Here is a 17,902-nt window from a genome sequence, read left to right on the forward strand (position 1 = left end):
TTACAAAATATTAGCCTGAAATTTAACCAACAAAATATGGTAAAAACCTTACTCCTTCCGTTATGAAATACAATAGAATAAACAACCTTTTAGGCTGGCTCTGCTTTGTTATAGCCTCAGCAACTTACATTTTAACTTTAGAACGCTCTGTTAGCTTTTGGGATTGCGGCGAGTTTATTGCTTGCGCCTATCGCCTGCAGGTTTCGCACCAGCCGGGCTATCCGCTGTTTGCTATGCTGGGAAAAGCATTCTCGCTGCTATCATTAGGCGATAGGAATAAAGTGCCGTATTTTGCTAATATGGGATCGGCGCTGGCTAGTGGGGCAACTATTATGTTCCTGTTTTGGACCATTACAGCGATGGCTAAAAAAATGCTGACAGCCGGCAATAAAGCTTTAGATGAAACCCGCACCGGGCTGATCATGAGCGCAGGCTTGGTTGGCGCGCTGGCATTCACCTATACCGATACCTTTTGGTTTTCGGCAGTAGAATATATTGTGTTCGCATGGTCGTCATTATGTACCGCTTTAGTTTTTTGGGCGATATTAAAATGGGAAGCCCATGCCGATGAACCCGGCGCTGATAAATGGATCATATTTATTGCTTATGTAATGGGCCTTTCAATAGGCATACACCTGCTTAACTTATTAACCATACCTGCGTTGGTGCTGGTATATTATTTCCGCAGGTATAAAAACATCAACCTGAAAACAGGTATTGTAGCATTTTTAATCAGCATAGGTATACTGGCACTGGTACAATATGGTATAAGGGGTTATACCGTTGCAGTAGCAGCCAATTTGGATCTGTTTTTTGTGAACACTTTAGGCTTTGGATTTGGTAGCGGGGCTATCTTCTTCCTGGTGTTACTTATAAGTCTGCTGGCATTTGGCATCTGGTACAGTATCCGCCACAAAAAGCCGATGCTTAACCTGGCATTTTTATGCGTGGTGTTTATTTATTTCGGCTACAGCTCCTTTATATATATACCCATCAGGGCCACAGCCGGTACCAATCTTAATAACGCGCACCCCAGCGACGCCTTTACACTTTATGGCTATTTAAACCGCATACAATACGGCGAAACACCTTTATTATACGGACCACTGTTTGATGCCAAAATAATTGATGAAAAAGAAAGCGGCAATCTTTACCGCAAGGGCAAAACCAATTACGAAGTTATAGGCAAACAGCAGAATTATATATATGACCATAATACCCTACTGCCCCGCATGTGGACCACACAGGGCAGCGAAGGCTTTGAGCAGGATTCACAGTTTTATAAGGATTGGCTGCAATTAGCCGATGGACAAGCGCCTACGTTTGCTGATAACATGAAATTTATGTTCAGCTGGCAGATGTACCAGATGTACTGGCGCTACTTTATGTGGAACTTTGCTGGCCGTTACAGTGATGATGATATTGAGGGCCAAACCAATATGAACGGTGTTGGCGGCAACTGGACCACCGGCATTTTTGATAACGCTAAAAACCTGCCGCAATACATATTACACGGCACCACCTATACCCCGCTTTATGCTTTGCCACTAATATTAGGCTTACTGGGTATGGCCTACCATATTAAACGCAGTAAAAGGGACGCATTGATCATTGCGCTGTTGTTCTTCTTCACAGGATTGGCTATTGTATTATATGTGAACCAGGCTGGCGTACAGCCCCGCGAGCGGGATTACTCTTATGTAGGTTCGTTTTATGCTTTTGCTATATGGATAGGTTTGGGGGTTATCGCGTTAGCTAATATCGCCCAAAAAAGAATGAGCTTAAAATATGCTACTATTGGCGCTACGGTTATATGCCTGCTGGTTGGCCCTGTGTTATTGGCCAGCAAAGAATGGAAAGACCACGACCGATCAACCAAACTTACCGCGCACGATATGGCCTATGATTACCTGATGAGTTGCCCTAAGAATGCTATTTTGTTTGATTTTGGCGATAATGACACCTACTCGCTATGGGCCGACCAGGAAGTATTAAACGTTAGGCCTGACGTGCGTATTGTTAATTTGAGCTTGCTGAGCGGCGATTGGTCGATAAAACAGATGCAACGGAAAATTAATGAAGCCGATGCATTACCTATCACCATGCCTTATGATAAATATAAAGCAGGCGTGCGCGATATGCTACCTTATAACGATGCTAAAATTCCGGGCTTTGTGGAGGTTAAGGATGTATTTGATTTTTTAACATCAGATGATAAACGTACACAGGTTGAATACCAGGACGGTACCAGCAGCAATTATCTGCCTACAAAAAACCTGAAGCTTACCGTGAATGCTGACGAGGTTATTAAAAATAACGTAGTGCCCACAGCGCAGCAAAATATGATTGCCGATACCATTAAATGGAAATTCCCGGGTAATTATGTTACCAAGGAGAAACTGGCCATACTGGATATGATAACGCATAACCACTGGAAAAGGCCCATCTGCTTTACTACGTCAATTGGCGAGGAAAACCTGTTCGGCTTAGATCAATACCTATACAAGGAGGGGTTTGTTTATCACCTGATGCCGCTAAAACCAGAGCCATCTGTTCGCGACCAGCAATCAAAAACAAATAGCCTGGTGATGTATGCCAACATGATGAATAAATTTAAATGGGGTAATTATAAAACAGCAAAATATCTTGATCAGCAATCAACACAGGTATTTTTCCCGCAGCTGGTTAACTCATTTGCCGATCTGGCTGTTGGACTGATGAAGGATGGTCGTAATGACCTGGCCCTGCAAACCATCCACAAGTTTGATAGTGTAGCGCCAAATATCAATCCTAACTATTCGGCCGCGCAAGGCAAAGTATCTATTGCCGATACCTCGTTTAAGCTGAATGACATTGCCTTGGGCAACCGCTTAATTAATAGTGTTGATGGCTATATTACTGATCAGCTTAATTACAACTATTACCTGCTGCAAAACAACACGGCCCAGTTAAGCTACCGCGATGTGCAGATCGGCCTGCAATTTTTAAACGGGATGGCGGGAGTTGCCAAGGATAATAACCAAACCGAACTAAACAGCAAACTGATTGCACAGGTAACGGATTACGAAAGTAAATTCAGCAGTATTTTAAAGCGGTAGTCGCTACCGGCTGATTCACAATCTTTATGCCTCAAATTTTCAAATCGATACTTGTCGAAATTGAAAATTTGGGGCATTTTTTATAAATTATTGATTAAAAAACCTCATTTAATAAAGTATTTTCATAATAACATCTCTTTATTTCAAAAAAAAATAAAAATAATTAGCCTTTTTATCAAAAACACTTCATAAATTACCTTTCTGAAAATAACTGGTTAACATATTTTTAGTTTAGAGGGCAATTTTACATGCAGGAATCAGCTTATTTTGATAAATATTCCCCAATTAATGGCGTTTGGGATGAAATGTACGGTGAAGATTCTCAAATAAGGGATCATTATCGCAAGGTTATTGAATATATTTCAAGAGAATCTGCCGATGATCTGAACAAGAAGGAAGAATTGGCCAAAAGGCTTTTTATGAGCCAGGGTATTACTTTTACGGTTTACAATAGCGGCGAGGGAATTGAAAAGATATTCCCCTTTGATATTATCCCCCGCATCATCACCGCGAGCGAGTGGGCTTTTGTGGAGAAAGGCATCAAGCAGCGTTTAACCGCGCTCAATTTGTTTCTTAAAGATGTTTACAATAACCAGTTCATCGTAAAGGATGGCATAGTACCTATTGATATTATTTACTCATGCCCACACTTTTTGCGCGAGATGCACCAGTTGCAGGTACCTTATGATATTTATATCCATATCTCAGGCATCGATCTGATCCGTGATCACGACGGTACTTTTTATGTATTGGAAGATAACCTGCGCACACCATCTGGCGTGAGCTATATGCTGGAGAACCGCGAGATCACCAAACGTTTATTCCCCGATCTGCTGCCGCAATGCGGGGTGCGCAGCGTTACAGAATATCCAACCATATTGTATAAAAACCTGCTGGCATTATCGCCAAGGCAAATAAACAACCCTACAATTGTGTTACTCAGTCCGGGTATATACAACTCGGCTTATTTTGAGCATACCACGCTGGCCCGTTTAATGGGTGTTGAACTGGTTGAAGGGCGCGACCTGGTGGTGCATAACCACAAAGTATACATGAAAACCACCACCGGCTTACAGCAGGTTGATGTTATATATCGTAGGGTTGATGATGATTACCTCGATCCGCTGGTGTTTAACCCGGGCAGTATGCTGGGTGTAGCAGGCATAATGGGTGCATACCGTAAAGGTAATGTGGCTATTGTAAACGCGATTGGCAATGGCGTTGCCGATGATAAGGCGGTTTACACTTATGTACCGGATATGATCAGGTATTATCTGAACGAAGAACCTATCCTTAAAAACGTGCCAACATTGCAACTGGGCAACCGTGATGAACGTGAATATGTCTTCAAAAACATGAACACAATGGTAATTAAAAAAACCAATGGCAGTGGTGGCTACGGCATGCTGATGGGTCACGCGGCAACGGAGCAGGAAATTGAGGATTACAAAATTGAGGTATTAAAGGACCCCCGCAATTTCATCGCGCAACCAACTATCAGTTTGTCGGCAGCACCATGCTATATGCAGGGTTCATTACAACCACGAAGGATTGATCTGAGGCCATACGCCTTATACGGACCGGATGGTATTGAAATAGTACCGGGCGGTTTAACACGGGTGGCCCTTAAAGAAGGATCGCTGGTGGTGAACAGTTCACAAGGCGGTGGCAGTAAGGATACGTGGGTGTTGGCGTAGAGCCCCCCAACCCCCTGAAGGGGGAGTGAGTATGCAATAATTATAGCACATGAGAGAATTAACAAAAAAAGTAAACCAAAATAATTCCCCCTTCAGGGGGTTAGGGGGCATATGTTAAGCAGGGTAGCAGCAAGTTTTTATTGGTTAAGCCGTTATATTGAGCGCAGTGATGGTATGCTGCGGATGCTCAAAATAAACTATGCTTCATCGCAGGATACGGTACAGGAATTTACCTGGGAACCGGTGATCCGGATATTTGCAGGTTTGGAAGATGATGCAAGCACAAGGCTGGATAATGATAGTCGCGCGGTATTAAAATATATGGTTACGGGTAAAACCAACAGTAACTCTGTTTTAAACATTATTACCCTGGCACGTGAAAACGCCCGCGGGGTGCAGGAGCATATCACAAAGGACCTGTGGCAATGCCTGAATGAGTATTACCATACCGTAAAAGATCCAAGACTTGAAAAAGCATTGCAGCGTGAAGACCCTATAGGTATATTGGATATCCTTATAAAACAGGCAATGCTATACTATGGTACTGTTGAAATTACCATGGAACGTGGAGAAGGCCGCAGCTTTATGAATATCGGCAAATATTTGGAGCGCGCTATACAGTCGGTAGATATATTGGATACCAAATTTGGTTCGATAGATGATAACCCCGACCTGTTAACCGATACCACTTACTGGAAACATTTATTGCTATCATTAGGTGGTTATGAGCTATATCTTAAAACATATCGTGAAGGTTTTGAGGCTGAAAACATCCTGGAACAAGTTGTTTTAAACAATGATTTCCCGCGTTCGGTTATTTATTCGGTAAACAACATCCACCGCTATTTTGAAAGGTTGAAGAACGATAGCAATGTGGATGATTTCAGGGAAATGTCGTTCCAGATAGGCAGACTGCAGAGCCGTATTAAATATAGTTCGGTAAAAAGTATTCGTGAAGAAGGGTTACACACTTTTCTTACACAAATACGCAGCGAGCTTTATGGTATAGCCAACAAATTAAATGAATATTATTTTGCTCATTCCTGATTTGAAAATTTGGTGATTTGAAGATTTGAAAATTAATATAAAACATATCATGCATCCAAACCTTTAACCACCAGCGAAACGAACCTTCAAATTTTCAAATCGCCAAATCAATAAATTGAACTGTTATGCCAGAGATAGAGATAAAACACATCACCAAATATATTTATGACAGCCCGGTGCGCGACAGCGCAAACCAGATCATATTATTCCCCATACAGGATGAATACCAGGATGTGCTGAAGCAGGAAATAACCATAACCGGCAACCCGGCTGTTGACAAACATGTTGATTATTATGGCAATGAGGTGGGTAGCTTTACTTATATAGAACCACATATGGTGATGATGATCAGTTCAAAAATACTGGTTAATACGCGCCATAGATCCTTGCCCGTAAATGATATTTTTCCATCGCACCAATGGGAAGACCTAAAACGCCTGCAAAATATAGTTCCTTATATTGATTTTTTGAAACAGGAGTATTTTGAAGGGCTGGCAGAATTAAAAGCTATTGTTGAATCAGAAAAAGCAAAAGATGATACCCCCTACCAGGTGGCTTTGCGCTTTTGCCAGTATGTTTACGATAATTTTGAATACATAAAAGGCGTAACCACTGTGGATACCACCCTCGACGAGATATGGAAGATAAGAGCAGGCGTATGCCAGGATTTTGCCCATATTTTAATGGAGATGCTAAGGATCATCAACATCCCATCGCGCTATGTGAGTGGATATATTTGCACCGGGCAAAACGGGATGCGAGGCGAAGGCGCTACCCATGCCTGGGCCGAAGCTTATATCCCCGACTACGGCTGGCTCGGCCTCGACCCAACCAATAATTGCATAGCCAATGAAACGCATGTACGTTTAGCTGTTGGTCGTAATTTTTCCGATTGTTCGCCAGTAAAAGGTGTATACAAAGGCTCAGCTCACCATAAACTGGAGGTTGCCGTAACTGTTGATGAAGAAGACACTTATTATGGTAATGACAAACAGGTTATTGAAGTAACCACCGCCAGCCATGTAACCGAGATCTCAAAAAACAGCTACCAGCGCTATATGGAAATGATTCAACAGCAACAACAGCAATAGGTTTTTGGTATCAAGTAGCTAGTATCAGGTATCAAGACAAAATAAAAACATGGCTTCAAATCTGATGTCTGATTATTTGGATTATCAATTAAGACAAAAAGGGCGAAGCTTCAAATCTTGATACTTGATACTAGCTACTTGATACTAGGAAAAATCAGATCTTCTTAACTGTTTCTAACAACTCGGCAACTTTTGGTGCTTTGTCGTAGGCTTTTACCAGTTTGCCCTTGCGGTCGTATATAGCAATATATGGCGTTGTTGCTACCTGGTAATAGCGCTGCAAAATGTAGTTAGGGAATTCGGTACCGGTAATGAAGTTTGGATACTCATCCAGCTTATAATCCCTGCGGAAATCGCGCAGCATTTTAAGCATGCTGGTTTGGATAAAAGTTGCCATTACTACGGTTACGTTCGAGAATTTTTTCATGTCAGGCTTCAGCTCCGTCATCATGTGCTGGCAGTGGCTGCAATCCGGCGAAAAATAGATAATCACTACGCCTTTACCTTTTTTCAGGTTGGCATTCGTGATGTAAACACTATCCTGGCTTAAAAGCTTGAAGTTGGGTATATTATCAATACTGGGCTTGGCAGGTGCTTGTGTTGTTTGTGCCTGGGTGCAGCCAACAGCTATAATTAAACTTAAAAAAAGGAGTATTTTTTTCATTGTGTTGAGGTAATGCATTATCTGTTTAATGATATAACAAGCATAGTTACGATATTTTTATTTTTCAAGCAACTCCAATTGCCAGGCAACCTGCTCCTCCGTTACCGGGAATAACGCATTATTGCGGATTGTATGATACACATCGTTAAATAAAAGGGTATAATCACCTTTGTGCGATGGCATCCACTCTACAATCTTCTCATTATCTACCCCAATGGTTACCAGCTTACCTTCACTGCCCTCCGGCTCAACGCCATAACCGGGGTCGGTTGGCAGCATACCTGCAACCAGTTGATCTTCCTGCACATCGCTCCGGTTTTTAATATAAGTGCCCAAAGTACCTACCACCACAAAACCGGCAAGCGGCTCAAGGCTAAGTAAACTTGCCGATAAATAAACATTCAGCTGATTGGGGTACGAGATCCTGAAACTGCAATAATCCGCAACCTCTGATCCTTCGCGGTGCGTAGCTGTTACTTTATCAAACGACAATGGCTTACCAAACAAACTGATCACATTATCAACCAAATGCGACCCCAGGTCATAAACAATACCATTAGCCGGCATATCCTTCTTCTCTTTAAATTGTTTAGGGCCAATGGCGGCTTTATACCTGTCCATCCTAAACTGTACCTCTATCAGCTCACCCAAGCGGCCGCTTTCAATTACTTCCCTTACCGATACAAAGCCACTGTCCCACCTGCGGTTATGGTAGATCATTACATGGCGATCAACTTTTCTACCCAAATCAAATAACTCTTTCACCTCTGCACTTGTTGCTGCTGCAGGCTTTTCTATCAATACATGTTTACCTGCCAGTAATGCCTGTTTAGCATTATCAAAGTGCATGTAGTTGGGCGTATTTACTATTACCAGTTCAATTTCATCATCGTTTATCAACTCATCAATAGAATTATAACTGATAATATCCGGGTAGCGCTGCGCGGCTTTCTTTTCATGCCGCTCAACTACGGCTTTAAATTTAAATGCAGGATTGGTGGCTACAAACGGCGCATGAAACACACGGCCCGACATGCCGTAGGCCAATATACCGGTTACTATAGGTTTTGACATTATGTTTTCTTTTTTAGATGGATGCTTAATATAGCGGTAAAAATAGCTGTCTTTTAACTTAAATAAGTATCAACCTATCTATTAATTATCACCCATACTATCGTGTATGGCGTTTATGTCATCCAGATGTTTTTGCAAAACGGGCAGCGTTTTAATGGCAAAAGCCTTTAAGTCGGGGTCCTGCAGCTTTTTGGCTTCCTCTGCAAAGGTTTTCACATCTTCCTGATGATCATCAATCATGGCTTTAATATAAGCCTTATCAAAATCACTCTCTGATTTTCGCGACAGATCCTGAATCATTTTCTGCTGCGCGGGATCGGGAGTCATGGGCAAATCTATTTTTTTTGATTTTATAAGAGCCGTCAGCTTATCATTAGCTTTGCTGTGGTCTTTCACCATCATCGTTCCAAAATTCTTTACCTTTTTGCTTTTGCCTTTTTGTATGGCCAGCTTACCCAGGGCAACTTCGGTCATACCCCCATTAATGGCTTCGACAGCAAATTGCGAATCTTCCTTATCAACCGCCAGGTTTAATGTGGTGGAAGTATCTGCTGATGCATCATCATCCGAAGTATCCTCCTCTACAGTAGCACTATCCGCACTCTTTGAATTATAATTTTTTGCAACATGATTACAAGCCTGTAATGCACAGACAGTAAATAAAACAAGTATTATTATCCGTAAACCTTTCATTTTTAGACTAATATTGATTAATTATTAACAGTCAGCGGAGTATTAGGTTTTTATTAATTAATTGAGCCATAATATAGCTTAAATTATTCTGTTCAATTAAGTTTTATTATTTTTGACCGCATAAAATAAACGATATGGATTTCCCAGCAGCATTAAAATACACAAAAGACCACGAGTGGATAAAAGTTGAAGGTAACGACGCCTACATAGGCATAACCGAATTTGCACAGCGCGAACTGGGCGATATTGTTTATGTTGATATCCCGTCATTAGGAAAAGAGGTTGCCCAGGAAGAAGTTTTTGGTACAGTTGAAGCTGTGAAAACAGTATCAGACCTATTTATGCCTATAACCGGCACTATCAGTGAGATCAACCCTAAGCTTGACAGCCAGCCAGAGCTGGTAAACAGCGACCCTTACGGTGATGGCTGGATGGTGAAGATCAGCCTGCAAAATGTTGCCGATGTTGATGCTCTTTTATCTGCCGATGAATACAAAGCAATCATTGGCGAATAAATGAACCGCATTTTCAAATATTACGGGCTCACTATTTTGTGGGCCCTATTTGTTTTACTAATGTGCTCCATAAAAATGGGGAAGGTCTCGGAATCCTCCCTCTTCTTCCCCGGGTTTGACAAACTGGTACATTGCGGTTTTTTCTTTGTTTTTGTTGTCTTTTTTAGTACTGCTATCATAAGGCAACATAATTACCCCTTTTTACCGTTTAAATACGCATTACTTATTGTGGTAGCCGCCATACTTTTTGGTGGTGGGATTGAGTTACTACAAGCATATGTATTTACCTGGCGTGATGGCAGTTGGGATGACCTTTTTGCCGATACCGTTGGTGTTTTAATGGGGATGTATAGTGTTTTAGTTACAGCAGCAGCTATTAATAATCATGTCAAAAAATAAGATCATATTTTTACTACTCATCGTGCTTTTAATAGGCCTGTCATCATGCGGTATATTTAAAGGCTGCGGCTGTCCAACGTTTGGGAAGTGATGTAATTTGAAATTTCTTCCCAAGTGTCATTGCGAGGACCGAAGTCATCCCTAACTGTACAGGGCGAATTTGCATGCCGTTGCCTTATCGCTTCGAATCGCTTGTCGCTAAGACGTCACTTTTTTTCGCAAGTTGTTTGTTTTTTAAGGCGCTCAAGAGGGCTCCGCCGTTTGTCTTGATACAAAAAGTAACCAAAAAAATCAAGACAACAAGGATGCTTCCCCCGCTCCCTGCCGGTTCTTCACGCTTTTTTCGCTGTTCGGTACTTCGTACCTTACATCACACAAAAAGCTAAACCGGCATTCCCGCCTGCACTGGCCCGCCCTTGTTGTCAGAGGCCTACGTTTTTTAAATCACGGTTCACTTAAAATTGTCATTGCGAGGAGGAACGACGAAGCAATCTCGTCGCGTTCAATATGCAAGCGACGAGATTGCCGCGCTATCGCTCGCAATGACAAAAGGGTATATTTGCTTTCTCTCCCCCGTCAGTAGAACAGCTTCGGGCGAAATCAGGCAAAACAATGGTGGCCTTGTGGGCGGCAGGGCATAGGAAATATTTGCAGCGCATGGGCCCGTGCGCGCAATATGGCCGCAAAAAGATTCCAGCCCAGGTTTTGCCTGATTTGCAGGGGAGGCCCGTGCGGCAAAGAAGCCTAATCTACTGACTTGATTTTTTGTTTCTTTTGTATCAAGACAAAAGAAATAGGCCTTAGCGGCTATGAGCGATACCTTGCGACTTAATAAGCAAGCTCAACAAACTTATCACTCAAACCCATCATCATTCCAACAACTTAACTACCACACATTACTACCAACCCAACAATTTTTCCTATCTTGCCTACCTCACCTTAAAAAGACAGTGACATTTCAGGATTTCAATTTTAACGAACATTTATTAGAAGGCGTTCTAAGCATGGGGTACACCACCCCTACTCCTATACAGGAAATGGCCATCCCGGCTATTTTAAAAGGCGACGACCTTATAGCCTGCGCGCAAACAGGCACCGGAAAAACAGGAGCATTTTTATTGCCTGTTTTGAACATGATCAGCAATAATCACGAAGAAAAAACCAGCACCCTTATATTAACGCCAACCCGCGAACTTGCCCAGCAAATTGATCAGCAGGTTGAAGGGCTTGCCTACTTTACCGGCATCAGCTCCATAGCAGTTTTTGGCGGTGGCGATGGTATAGTTTATGAACAACAGCGCCGTGGCATACAGAATAATGTGAACATTATTATAGCTACGCCGGGCAGACTGATCGCCCACCTAACATCGGGTGTGTTAAAGCTTAACCATATTAAATATCTAATATTGGATGAAGCCGACCGCATGCTGGATATGGGTTTCTCTGACGATATTATGCGTATTGTAAGCTATCTGCCAAAGCACAGGCAAACCCTGCTGTTTTCGGCAACAATGCCGGGACGTATCCGCAATATGGCAAAGGCTGTATTACATAATCCGCAACAAATAAATATCGCGATATCACAACCCGCAGTAGGTATCGATCAACAGGTGTACCTGGTGAACGATCACCAGAAAACGCCTTTGATACAGTTGCTTTTAAAAGAAGGCGGCTATGTTAGCGCCATCATATTCGCATCGACTAAGGACAAGGTAAAAGAGGTTTATAAACAGCTAAAGGCTGTGCATATAAAAGTAAATGCTTTCCACTCCGACCTTGAGCAGAACGAACGTGAAGAGATCCTCCTGAAATTCAAGAATAAGTTATTGCCGGTTATCATCGGTACCGACGCGCTTTCAAGAGGGATTGATGTGGAAGGTATCGACCTGGTGATCAACTATGACGCGCCATCCGATCCGGAGGATTATATCCACCGTATAGGCCGTACTGCGCGTGCCGAAACTACAGGTACTGCCATTACTTTTGTAAATGACCGCGACCAGCGTAAGCTGAAAAATATAGAGGATATGATTGATAAACAAATCCGTCGCATCCCATTACCCGAAGTGCTGGGTGATCCTACGCTGATAAAACAAGCCCCGCATAAACCACGAGGTGGCGGTGGTGGTGGTAAAAACAGGCGTAAGGGCGGTCCGAGGAAACAGTAGTGTTTCCGACAAAATATCATTTCGACCGGAGGGAGAAATCCTCTTCCTTATGCAATTGCGTTAATATAAGGCGTAGAAGATTTCTCTCTATCGCTCGAAATGACAAGGGCTAAAACCCGGCTTACTAAGTTTTCGAAACTTCGTAAGCATGTTCAAACATTACTCCTGCTCCTGCAATTCAAATTCCACTTCATCGGCACTTGGACCATAACTACCGGGAATAGGGATATTCAATAACCTTAAGAATACGCCTAATTGCGCCCGGTGATGAATTATCTGGCTTATGGACACCCTTACTACTTCGGCTTTAGTATTGGTCATATATACGGCATCGCCATTGCGTAACACCCATTTTTGTTCCAGAACTTCTTCGCTGGTGGCCGCTAATTGCGCCCTTCCATCTGCAAAATTCTTTTCAAAATAAGCCAATAGTTCGGTGTTGTTATTTATTACTACAGGCTCATACGGGTTGTTGGCAAAATCAAGTCCATCAGTGGTAAGCGCCATAGTCACCCAAGCCGGCAGCTCGGCAATATGGGTTGCAAGGCGACGGATGGTCATACTTTTTGGGTGTGGCTGCCAGTCATATTTGTCATTCGGAACGCGTTCAAGCATTTTGCGAACGGTTTGAGCTTCTTCGTCAAATTCCTTTAAAAACATCTTGATGATCTCCATAATTTTAATTGTTTAAGTTTTACAATACAAATAAACCATGGGCTAGTGACAGCAGTATGTCAGTAGCTTTTTAAAAAAGTATAAATACTTTTTTGGTATCAAGTAGTTAGTATCAGGTATCAAGATTTTTTTATTTTGAACTGACAGATAACGATTCTGCTATTATTTTTTGTCTTGATACCTGATACTAGCTACTTGATACTTAATTTAGAGCATCCAATTATCCCAACCATGAAAAGGCGTTCATTTGTAAAGGCATCTATATTAACCGGCGCAGCAAGCACTGTATTACCCGGTATCACAATGGCAGCAAACAGCAGCAAAAAATCAGGTCAGCAATTGTATGAGCTGCGGGTATATACCCTGAAAACTGACACACAGCAAAAGCTTGTGGAAGATTATCTGCAAAACGCCGCCATACCGGCCCTGAACCGTTTAGGTAGTAACCCCATAGGTGTATTTACTGAGCTAAAACCCGATGTGCAAACCAGGATATTTGTGCTGATTCCTTATAAATCAGCTGATGATTTTTTGAAAGTTCAGGACAAGCTAATGGCCGATAGTACATATCTGCAGCAAGCATCGGCCTACCTGAATGCGCCGTTAAGCGCCCCGGCTTATGATCGTATTGAAAGCTCATTGCTACAGGCATTTAAAGATATGCCCAAGCTGGAAACACCCGGACAGCAAAAGCGGATATTTGAATTGCGCCGTTATGAGAGCCCCACCGAGGCATCGGGCAAAAAGAAAATAGAGATGTTTAATGAAGCAGGTGAAATAGGCATATTTAAACGACTTGGCTTTAAACCAGTTTTCTACAGTGAAACACTAATAGGAACTTTCCGCCCGAATTTGGTTTATATGATCACCTTTGATGATATGGATGCGCACGATCATTTATGGAAAGCCTTTGGAAATGACCCGGATTGGAAAAAGATAAGCACCTCGCCCGAGTATCCCAATGAGATTGTATCGCACATAACATCAACCATGCTGGTGCCGGCAGGTTATTCGCAGATATAGTTTTATCCTCATTGTCATTTCGACCGGAGGGAGAAATCTTCTTCGATTTGCAAAGCGGTTATGCAGGTTGTAGAAGATTTCTCCCTCCGGTCGAAATGACAATTGGTCCAATAAATATTTTAATAAATCAATCACCTACAGGCTAAATCTATCGTATATGTGTATATGAAAACTATCAACCTTAAAAATTCTTTCATGGCCTTGGCTTGTATGCTGGTACTTTTTTGCAGCTGCAGCCATGCGCAAAGCAGTAAAAAGCTTGACGTGGGCGACCATGTTCCCGCATTTACTTTGTACGACCAAGATGGAAAATCATTTACTGTGAATGATTATATCGGCAAAAAAGTGCTGGTAATTTATTTTTATCCCAAGGATGAAAGCATGGTTTGTACCAAGGAAGCCTGTGCTTTCCGCGATAGTTTTGACCAGTTCACCAAAGCCGGTGCGATGGTTATTGGTGTAAATGGAGGTACCGTTGCTAGTCATAAAGAATTTCAGCAGCACTATAAACTACCTTTCACTTTATTAAGCGATCCGGATAACAAGGTGTACAACCTATTTGGCGTAAAAGGTAAAATGTTCTTCAGCGGTCGTGAAACTTTTGTGATCGACCTGACCGGCAAAATAGTTTATACCCATGAAGCCATGCTTGAGGGCAAGGAGCATGCCGATGATGCCCTGCAATTTGTTAAAGCAGCCAATGCCAAACAGTAATGATCGCATTTCTGAGACATGACTTAAATATTGATGCCAGCAAAGCGGAAATTATGCCGTTATTTGGACATACTTACGGTCAAAACCCGATGGTAAGTCATTATTTATAAAGAACAGGCATGATCCGTTTAGTATTCATTGTAATTTTCTTTTTGATTTCGTTATTGGCCATTTTCAGGGCCCCGGCTTATTATTTCTGGCTGCTGGCTATTGGTGTAACGGAGTTTCCGTTAGTTTTTGCATTTATAACCTTGCTGCTGATAGGCAGCGGGCAATGGGTGCACAAATACCAGTTGGCAGGTACAGTTATCGGGTTTGTTAGTGTTGTACTTTTCCTGTCGCCAATTGTGCGGGCGTACATCATTGCCACAAATTTAAAAGCTGATATGGAGCAATCATTAGGATCAGTGGCAAGAGTCAATCCCTTGCAGCCATTTGATTTCTGGAATCTGTTAAATCTCTCTAAACAAATTGAATCACATGATGCTGTTTCAATGAGCATCTTGAAGTACGTTACTTATCAGGATACTTCGCTGACACTGGATTATTATCCAACAGAAACTCCCAACAGGCCATGTGTTATTGTAATTCACGGTGGTTCATGGAGCAGTGGCGATAGCAAGCAATTGCCTGAGCTGAACAGTTTTTTGGCCTGGAACGGTTATAACATAGCTGCTATCAATTACCGCCTGGCACTGAAATGGCAAACACCTGCGCCTGTTGAAGATGTAGCCAATGCCATTAAATACCTGAAACAACATGCAACTGAACTGCATATTGATACCAACCAATTTGTGTTACTGGGCCGTTCAGCCGGGGCACAGATAGCATTGCTGGCTGCATATACTTTGCATGATAGTTCAATTAAAGGGGTGGTAGATTTTTACGGCCCTGCCGATATGGTTTGGGGCTATTCCATCCCTTCAAACCCGTTAGTGATGGATTCACGCAAGGTAATGGTGAATTATATTGGCGGTACTTATGAACAGGTGCCGCAGAAGTATGTAGCCTGCTCTCCAATTGAGTTTGTTGACAGGCAATCACCGCCTACACTCATCCTGCATGGTGAAAATGATGTGCTGGTAGCTTACGAGCACAGCCGCAGATTAAACGAGAAACTACAGCAGAACGGCATAAAACACTATTGGCTCAAACTACCCTGGGCCACTCATGGCTTTGATTTTACCTTGAATGGGCCGGGCGGACAATTATCAACTTACGCGGTATTGCAATTTTTAAATACAACCACTAAATAGTTTTCAATACTCAGAGAATGCGAACTGCCCACTGAGAACTGCAAATTTACGCCCTTCTTCTCTCCCTGAAACGGGTAAAGAAAATTACTGCCAGCAGGCAGAGTGCGAAGCCGCAGATGCCGTTCAGGCGCAGGCCGTAATCATTGCCGGGATCTTTACCATAAACGGTAAGCAATGCAAATAGGGCAATGCCTAATGTTTGCCCCAGCTTTACAAACAGGTATTTTACAGCGAAGAACATACCTTCGCGGTTTTCCTTGGTGCGTTTGGCATCATCCTGGGCTATTTCGGCAAGTATGGCGTTGGGTAATATGCCAAGTGCCGCCAGCGGGAAACTGGCACCGATCAACAAAAAATAGATCTGTGCATGTGGTGATATGGGGAATTTTCCCAGGAAATAAATGGTAACAAAAACAAGACTCAATAAGCCAAAAGAGAATAACACAATAGGTTTTTTGCCAATCTTTTTCGACAAGTAATTGATGAGCGGATAAAACATGAGTGATATAATAACCATTACACCCAATAATGGGCCGCCTTCTGATTCAGGTAAGCCAAGTAGTACCGTCACAAAAAACAGCAGTCCGCTTGATATGATACTGAGTGCCATGTAGAACGAAAAATCAGAGATAAGGTAATACTTGAAATTACGATTACTAAACGTAGCACGCACGGCAGGCAACAAAGGCAGATGTGAAGGTTTACCTGCGGAATATTTCTTTTCATCAATAAAAAACACCGGCACCAGCATTGCCAGTCCGGCGAAAGTACATAGACCCCAAATAGTGTATTGCACGGCAGAATCCCTGCTTTGTACTTTAAGAAAATGCTGCACCAAATCGGCATAATTATTTACCAGTCCGGCAATTACCATCCCCAACACAAAGCCAACCTGCTGAAATGATGATAGCTTTACCTTTTCTGCAGCGGTTTCGGTAACTTCTGGTAATAAAGCATTATATGGGATAATATAGCTGGTTACACTCATAAAAAAGCAAATGAGCGTAAACGTTAGCCATATGGCATTGTGGGTGCTTTCGGTCTTGGTAAGCGGGCAAAATGTTAAGCAACAAAACACTACAGCGGGCAAAATGGCCCATTTCATGAAAGGGATGCGCCTGCCATTGGGGTTGGTGCTCTTATCACTTAGCGAAGCGATGAAAGGATCAAAAATGGCATCAACAAACCTGCCTGATGCTGCAATAACCGACATGATATTCAATACACCGAAAAGCATCAGTTGCGGAATGAGCGGCTTTAAACCGGCATTGTTTGGCGGCAGGTAAAAGTAAGGCAGCATCACGATGATAATATTGGTCATCATACTCCACCCTATCATACCGCAGGCATAAGCTATCTGTTTTCTGAGCGGGAATCTTTCAGCAGGCATTTACCTGCAATATGCAAAATATTAGATGAAAATTGGATGAGAGAATTGCTCTAAGCCCAAAACTGTTTAAAGTTTATTTGACGATATCTGTTTAACTTTTAAGTCTATTAAAAGGCCTAAGATTATAAGTACAACACTTGCTATTGGTCCTGAAAATATACAAACCATTATTGACATGCTACTACCATTACATGCAAGGTATGGCCCCAAAATAATTATCAAACCACTACAATTGATAAATGTATAAATAAGGAGACTGAACCATCTGAAGTTTCGCTTAATAACTTTAGGTTCTTTAAGTAAGATTTTTTTGATGCTGAATAAATATACTATTATAGAAACAGCAATTAAAAGCATACATATACCCAAGGTTATTTTATAACTGAGTATGCAATCTC

At 42.2% G+C, this 17,902-nt stretch carries 15 protein-coding genes; 10 read left to right on the plus strand and 5 right to left on the minus strand.

The features are described 5' to 3' along the window. Positions 1-62 precede the first annotated feature (62 nt). From BLU33_RS20560 to BLU33_RS20575, 4 genes are all read left to right on the plus strand, one after another. The gene (locus BLU33_RS20560; protein ID WP_091377652.1) at positions 63-3,098 is read left to right on the plus strand and encodes a glycosyltransferase family 117 protein; all 3,036 of its coding nucleotides are present in this window, start codon (positions 63-65) and stop codon (positions 3,096-3,098) included. A 248-nt stretch (positions 3,099-3,346) separates the two neighbouring features. Then, positions 3,347-4,795: a circularly permuted type 2 ATP-grasp protein gene (locus BLU33_RS20565; RefSeq protein WP_091377654.1), complete on the plus strand. Its 1,449-nt coding sequence runs from the start codon at positions 3,347-3,349 to the stop codon at positions 4,793-4,795. A 111-nt stretch (positions 4,796-4,906) separates the two neighbouring features. Next, on the plus strand, positions 4,907-5,842 hold the full coding sequence (locus tag BLU33_RS20570; protein WP_091377656.1) for an alpha-E domain-containing protein: 936 nt from the start codon (positions 4,907-4,909) through the stop codon (positions 5,840-5,842). Positions 5,843-5,967: 125 nt separating this feature from the next. Beyond that, complete coding sequence (locus tag BLU33_RS20575; RefSeq protein WP_091377658.1) at positions 5,968-6,933, plus strand: transglutaminase family protein; 966 nt, start codon at positions 5,968-5,970, stop codon at positions 6,931-6,933. A 154-nt stretch (positions 6,934-7,087) separates the two neighbouring features. On the opposite strand, the gene BLU33_RS20580 is transcribed toward BLU33_RS20575, so the two are convergent. From BLU33_RS20580 to BLU33_RS20590, 3 genes are all read right to left on the minus strand, one after another. After that, positions 7,088-7,597, minus strand: a complete 510-nt coding sequence (locus BLU33_RS20580; RefSeq protein ID WP_157682282.1) for a TlpA family protein disulfide reductase — start codon at positions 7,595-7,597, stop codon at positions 7,088-7,090. Between the two features lie 57 nt (positions 7,598-7,654). Beyond that, the gene (locus BLU33_RS20585; RefSeq protein ID WP_172829276.1) at positions 7,655-8,671 is read right to left on the minus strand and encodes a Gfo/Idh/MocA family oxidoreductase; all 1,017 of its coding nucleotides are present in this window, start codon (positions 8,669-8,671) and stop codon (positions 7,655-7,657) included. Positions 8,672-8,752: 81 nt separating this feature from the next. Then, positions 8,753-9,364 carry a DUF4142 domain-containing protein gene (locus BLU33_RS20590; RefSeq protein WP_091377664.1) on the minus strand — a complete coding sequence of 204 codons (612 nt, stop codon included), beginning with the start codon at positions 9,362-9,364 and terminating at the stop codon, positions 8,753-8,755. 134 nt (positions 9,365-9,498) lie between these two features. Here BLU33_RS20590 and gcvH point away from each other — a divergent pair, with 134 nt between their 5' ends. The 3 genes from gcvH to BLU33_RS20605 all read left to right on the plus strand — a co-directional run bounded on the left by gcvH (position 9,499) and on the right by BLU33_RS20605 (position 12,446). Beyond that, positions 9,499-9,879, plus strand: a complete 381-nt coding sequence (gene gcvH, locus BLU33_RS20595; RefSeq protein WP_091377665.1) for a glycine cleavage system protein GcvH — start codon at positions 9,499-9,501, stop codon at positions 9,877-9,879. 75 nt (positions 9,880-9,954) lie between these two features. Further along, positions 9,955-10,278 carry a VanZ family protein gene (locus tag BLU33_RS20600; RefSeq protein WP_091377667.1) on the plus strand — a complete coding sequence of 108 codons (324 nt, stop codon included), beginning with the start codon at positions 9,955-9,957 and terminating at the stop codon, positions 10,276-10,278. Positions 10,279-11,228: 950 nt separating this feature from the next. Continuing rightward, positions 11,229-12,446, plus strand: coding sequence for a DEAD/DEAH box helicase (locus BLU33_RS20605; RefSeq protein WP_091380839.1), 1,218 nt, complete (start codon positions 11,229-11,231; stop codon positions 12,444-12,446). A 159-nt stretch (positions 12,447-12,605) separates the two neighbouring features. On the opposite strand, the gene BLU33_RS20610 is transcribed toward BLU33_RS20605, so the two are convergent. Beyond that, positions 12,606-13,121 carry a DinB family protein gene (locus BLU33_RS20610; RefSeq protein WP_091377669.1) on the minus strand — a complete coding sequence of 172 codons (516 nt, stop codon included), beginning with the start codon at positions 13,119-13,121 and terminating at the stop codon, positions 12,606-12,608. Positions 13,122-13,352: 231 nt separating this feature from the next. Here BLU33_RS20610 and BLU33_RS20615 point away from each other — a divergent pair, with 231 nt between their 5' ends. The 3 genes from BLU33_RS20615 to BLU33_RS20625 all read left to right on the plus strand — a co-directional run bounded on the left by BLU33_RS20615 (position 13,353) and on the right by BLU33_RS20625 (position 16,114). Further along, positions 13,353-14,144: an NIPSNAP family protein gene (locus BLU33_RS20615; RefSeq protein ID WP_091377671.1), complete on the plus strand. Its 792-nt coding sequence runs from the start codon at positions 13,353-13,355 to the stop codon at positions 14,142-14,144. A 165-nt stretch (positions 14,145-14,309) separates the two neighbouring features. Beyond that, a complete protein-coding gene (locus tag BLU33_RS20620) occupies positions 14,310-14,858 on the plus strand; it encodes a peroxiredoxin (RefSeq protein WP_232009338.1) in 549 nt (182 codons plus the stop codon). A 119-nt stretch (positions 14,859-14,977) separates the two neighbouring features. After that, positions 14,978-16,114: an alpha/beta hydrolase gene (locus tag BLU33_RS20625; protein ID WP_091377673.1), complete on the plus strand. Its 1,137-nt coding sequence runs from the start codon at positions 14,978-14,980 to the stop codon at positions 16,112-16,114. 46 nt (positions 16,115-16,160) lie between these two features. Here BLU33_RS20625 and BLU33_RS20630 read toward each other — a convergent pair whose 3' ends face one another. Then, the gene (locus BLU33_RS20630; RefSeq protein WP_091377675.1) at positions 16,161-17,504 is read right to left on the minus strand and encodes an MFS transporter; all 1,344 of its coding nucleotides are present in this window, start codon (positions 17,502-17,504) and stop codon (positions 16,161-16,163) included. Positions 17,505-17,902 lie beyond the last annotated feature (398 nt).

Origin of the sequence: Mucilaginibacter mallensis (assembly GCF_900105165.1) — a bacterium.
GTDB classification, from domain to species: domain Bacteria; phylum Bacteroidota; class Bacteroidia; order Sphingobacteriales; family Sphingobacteriaceae; genus Mucilaginibacter; species Mucilaginibacter mallensis.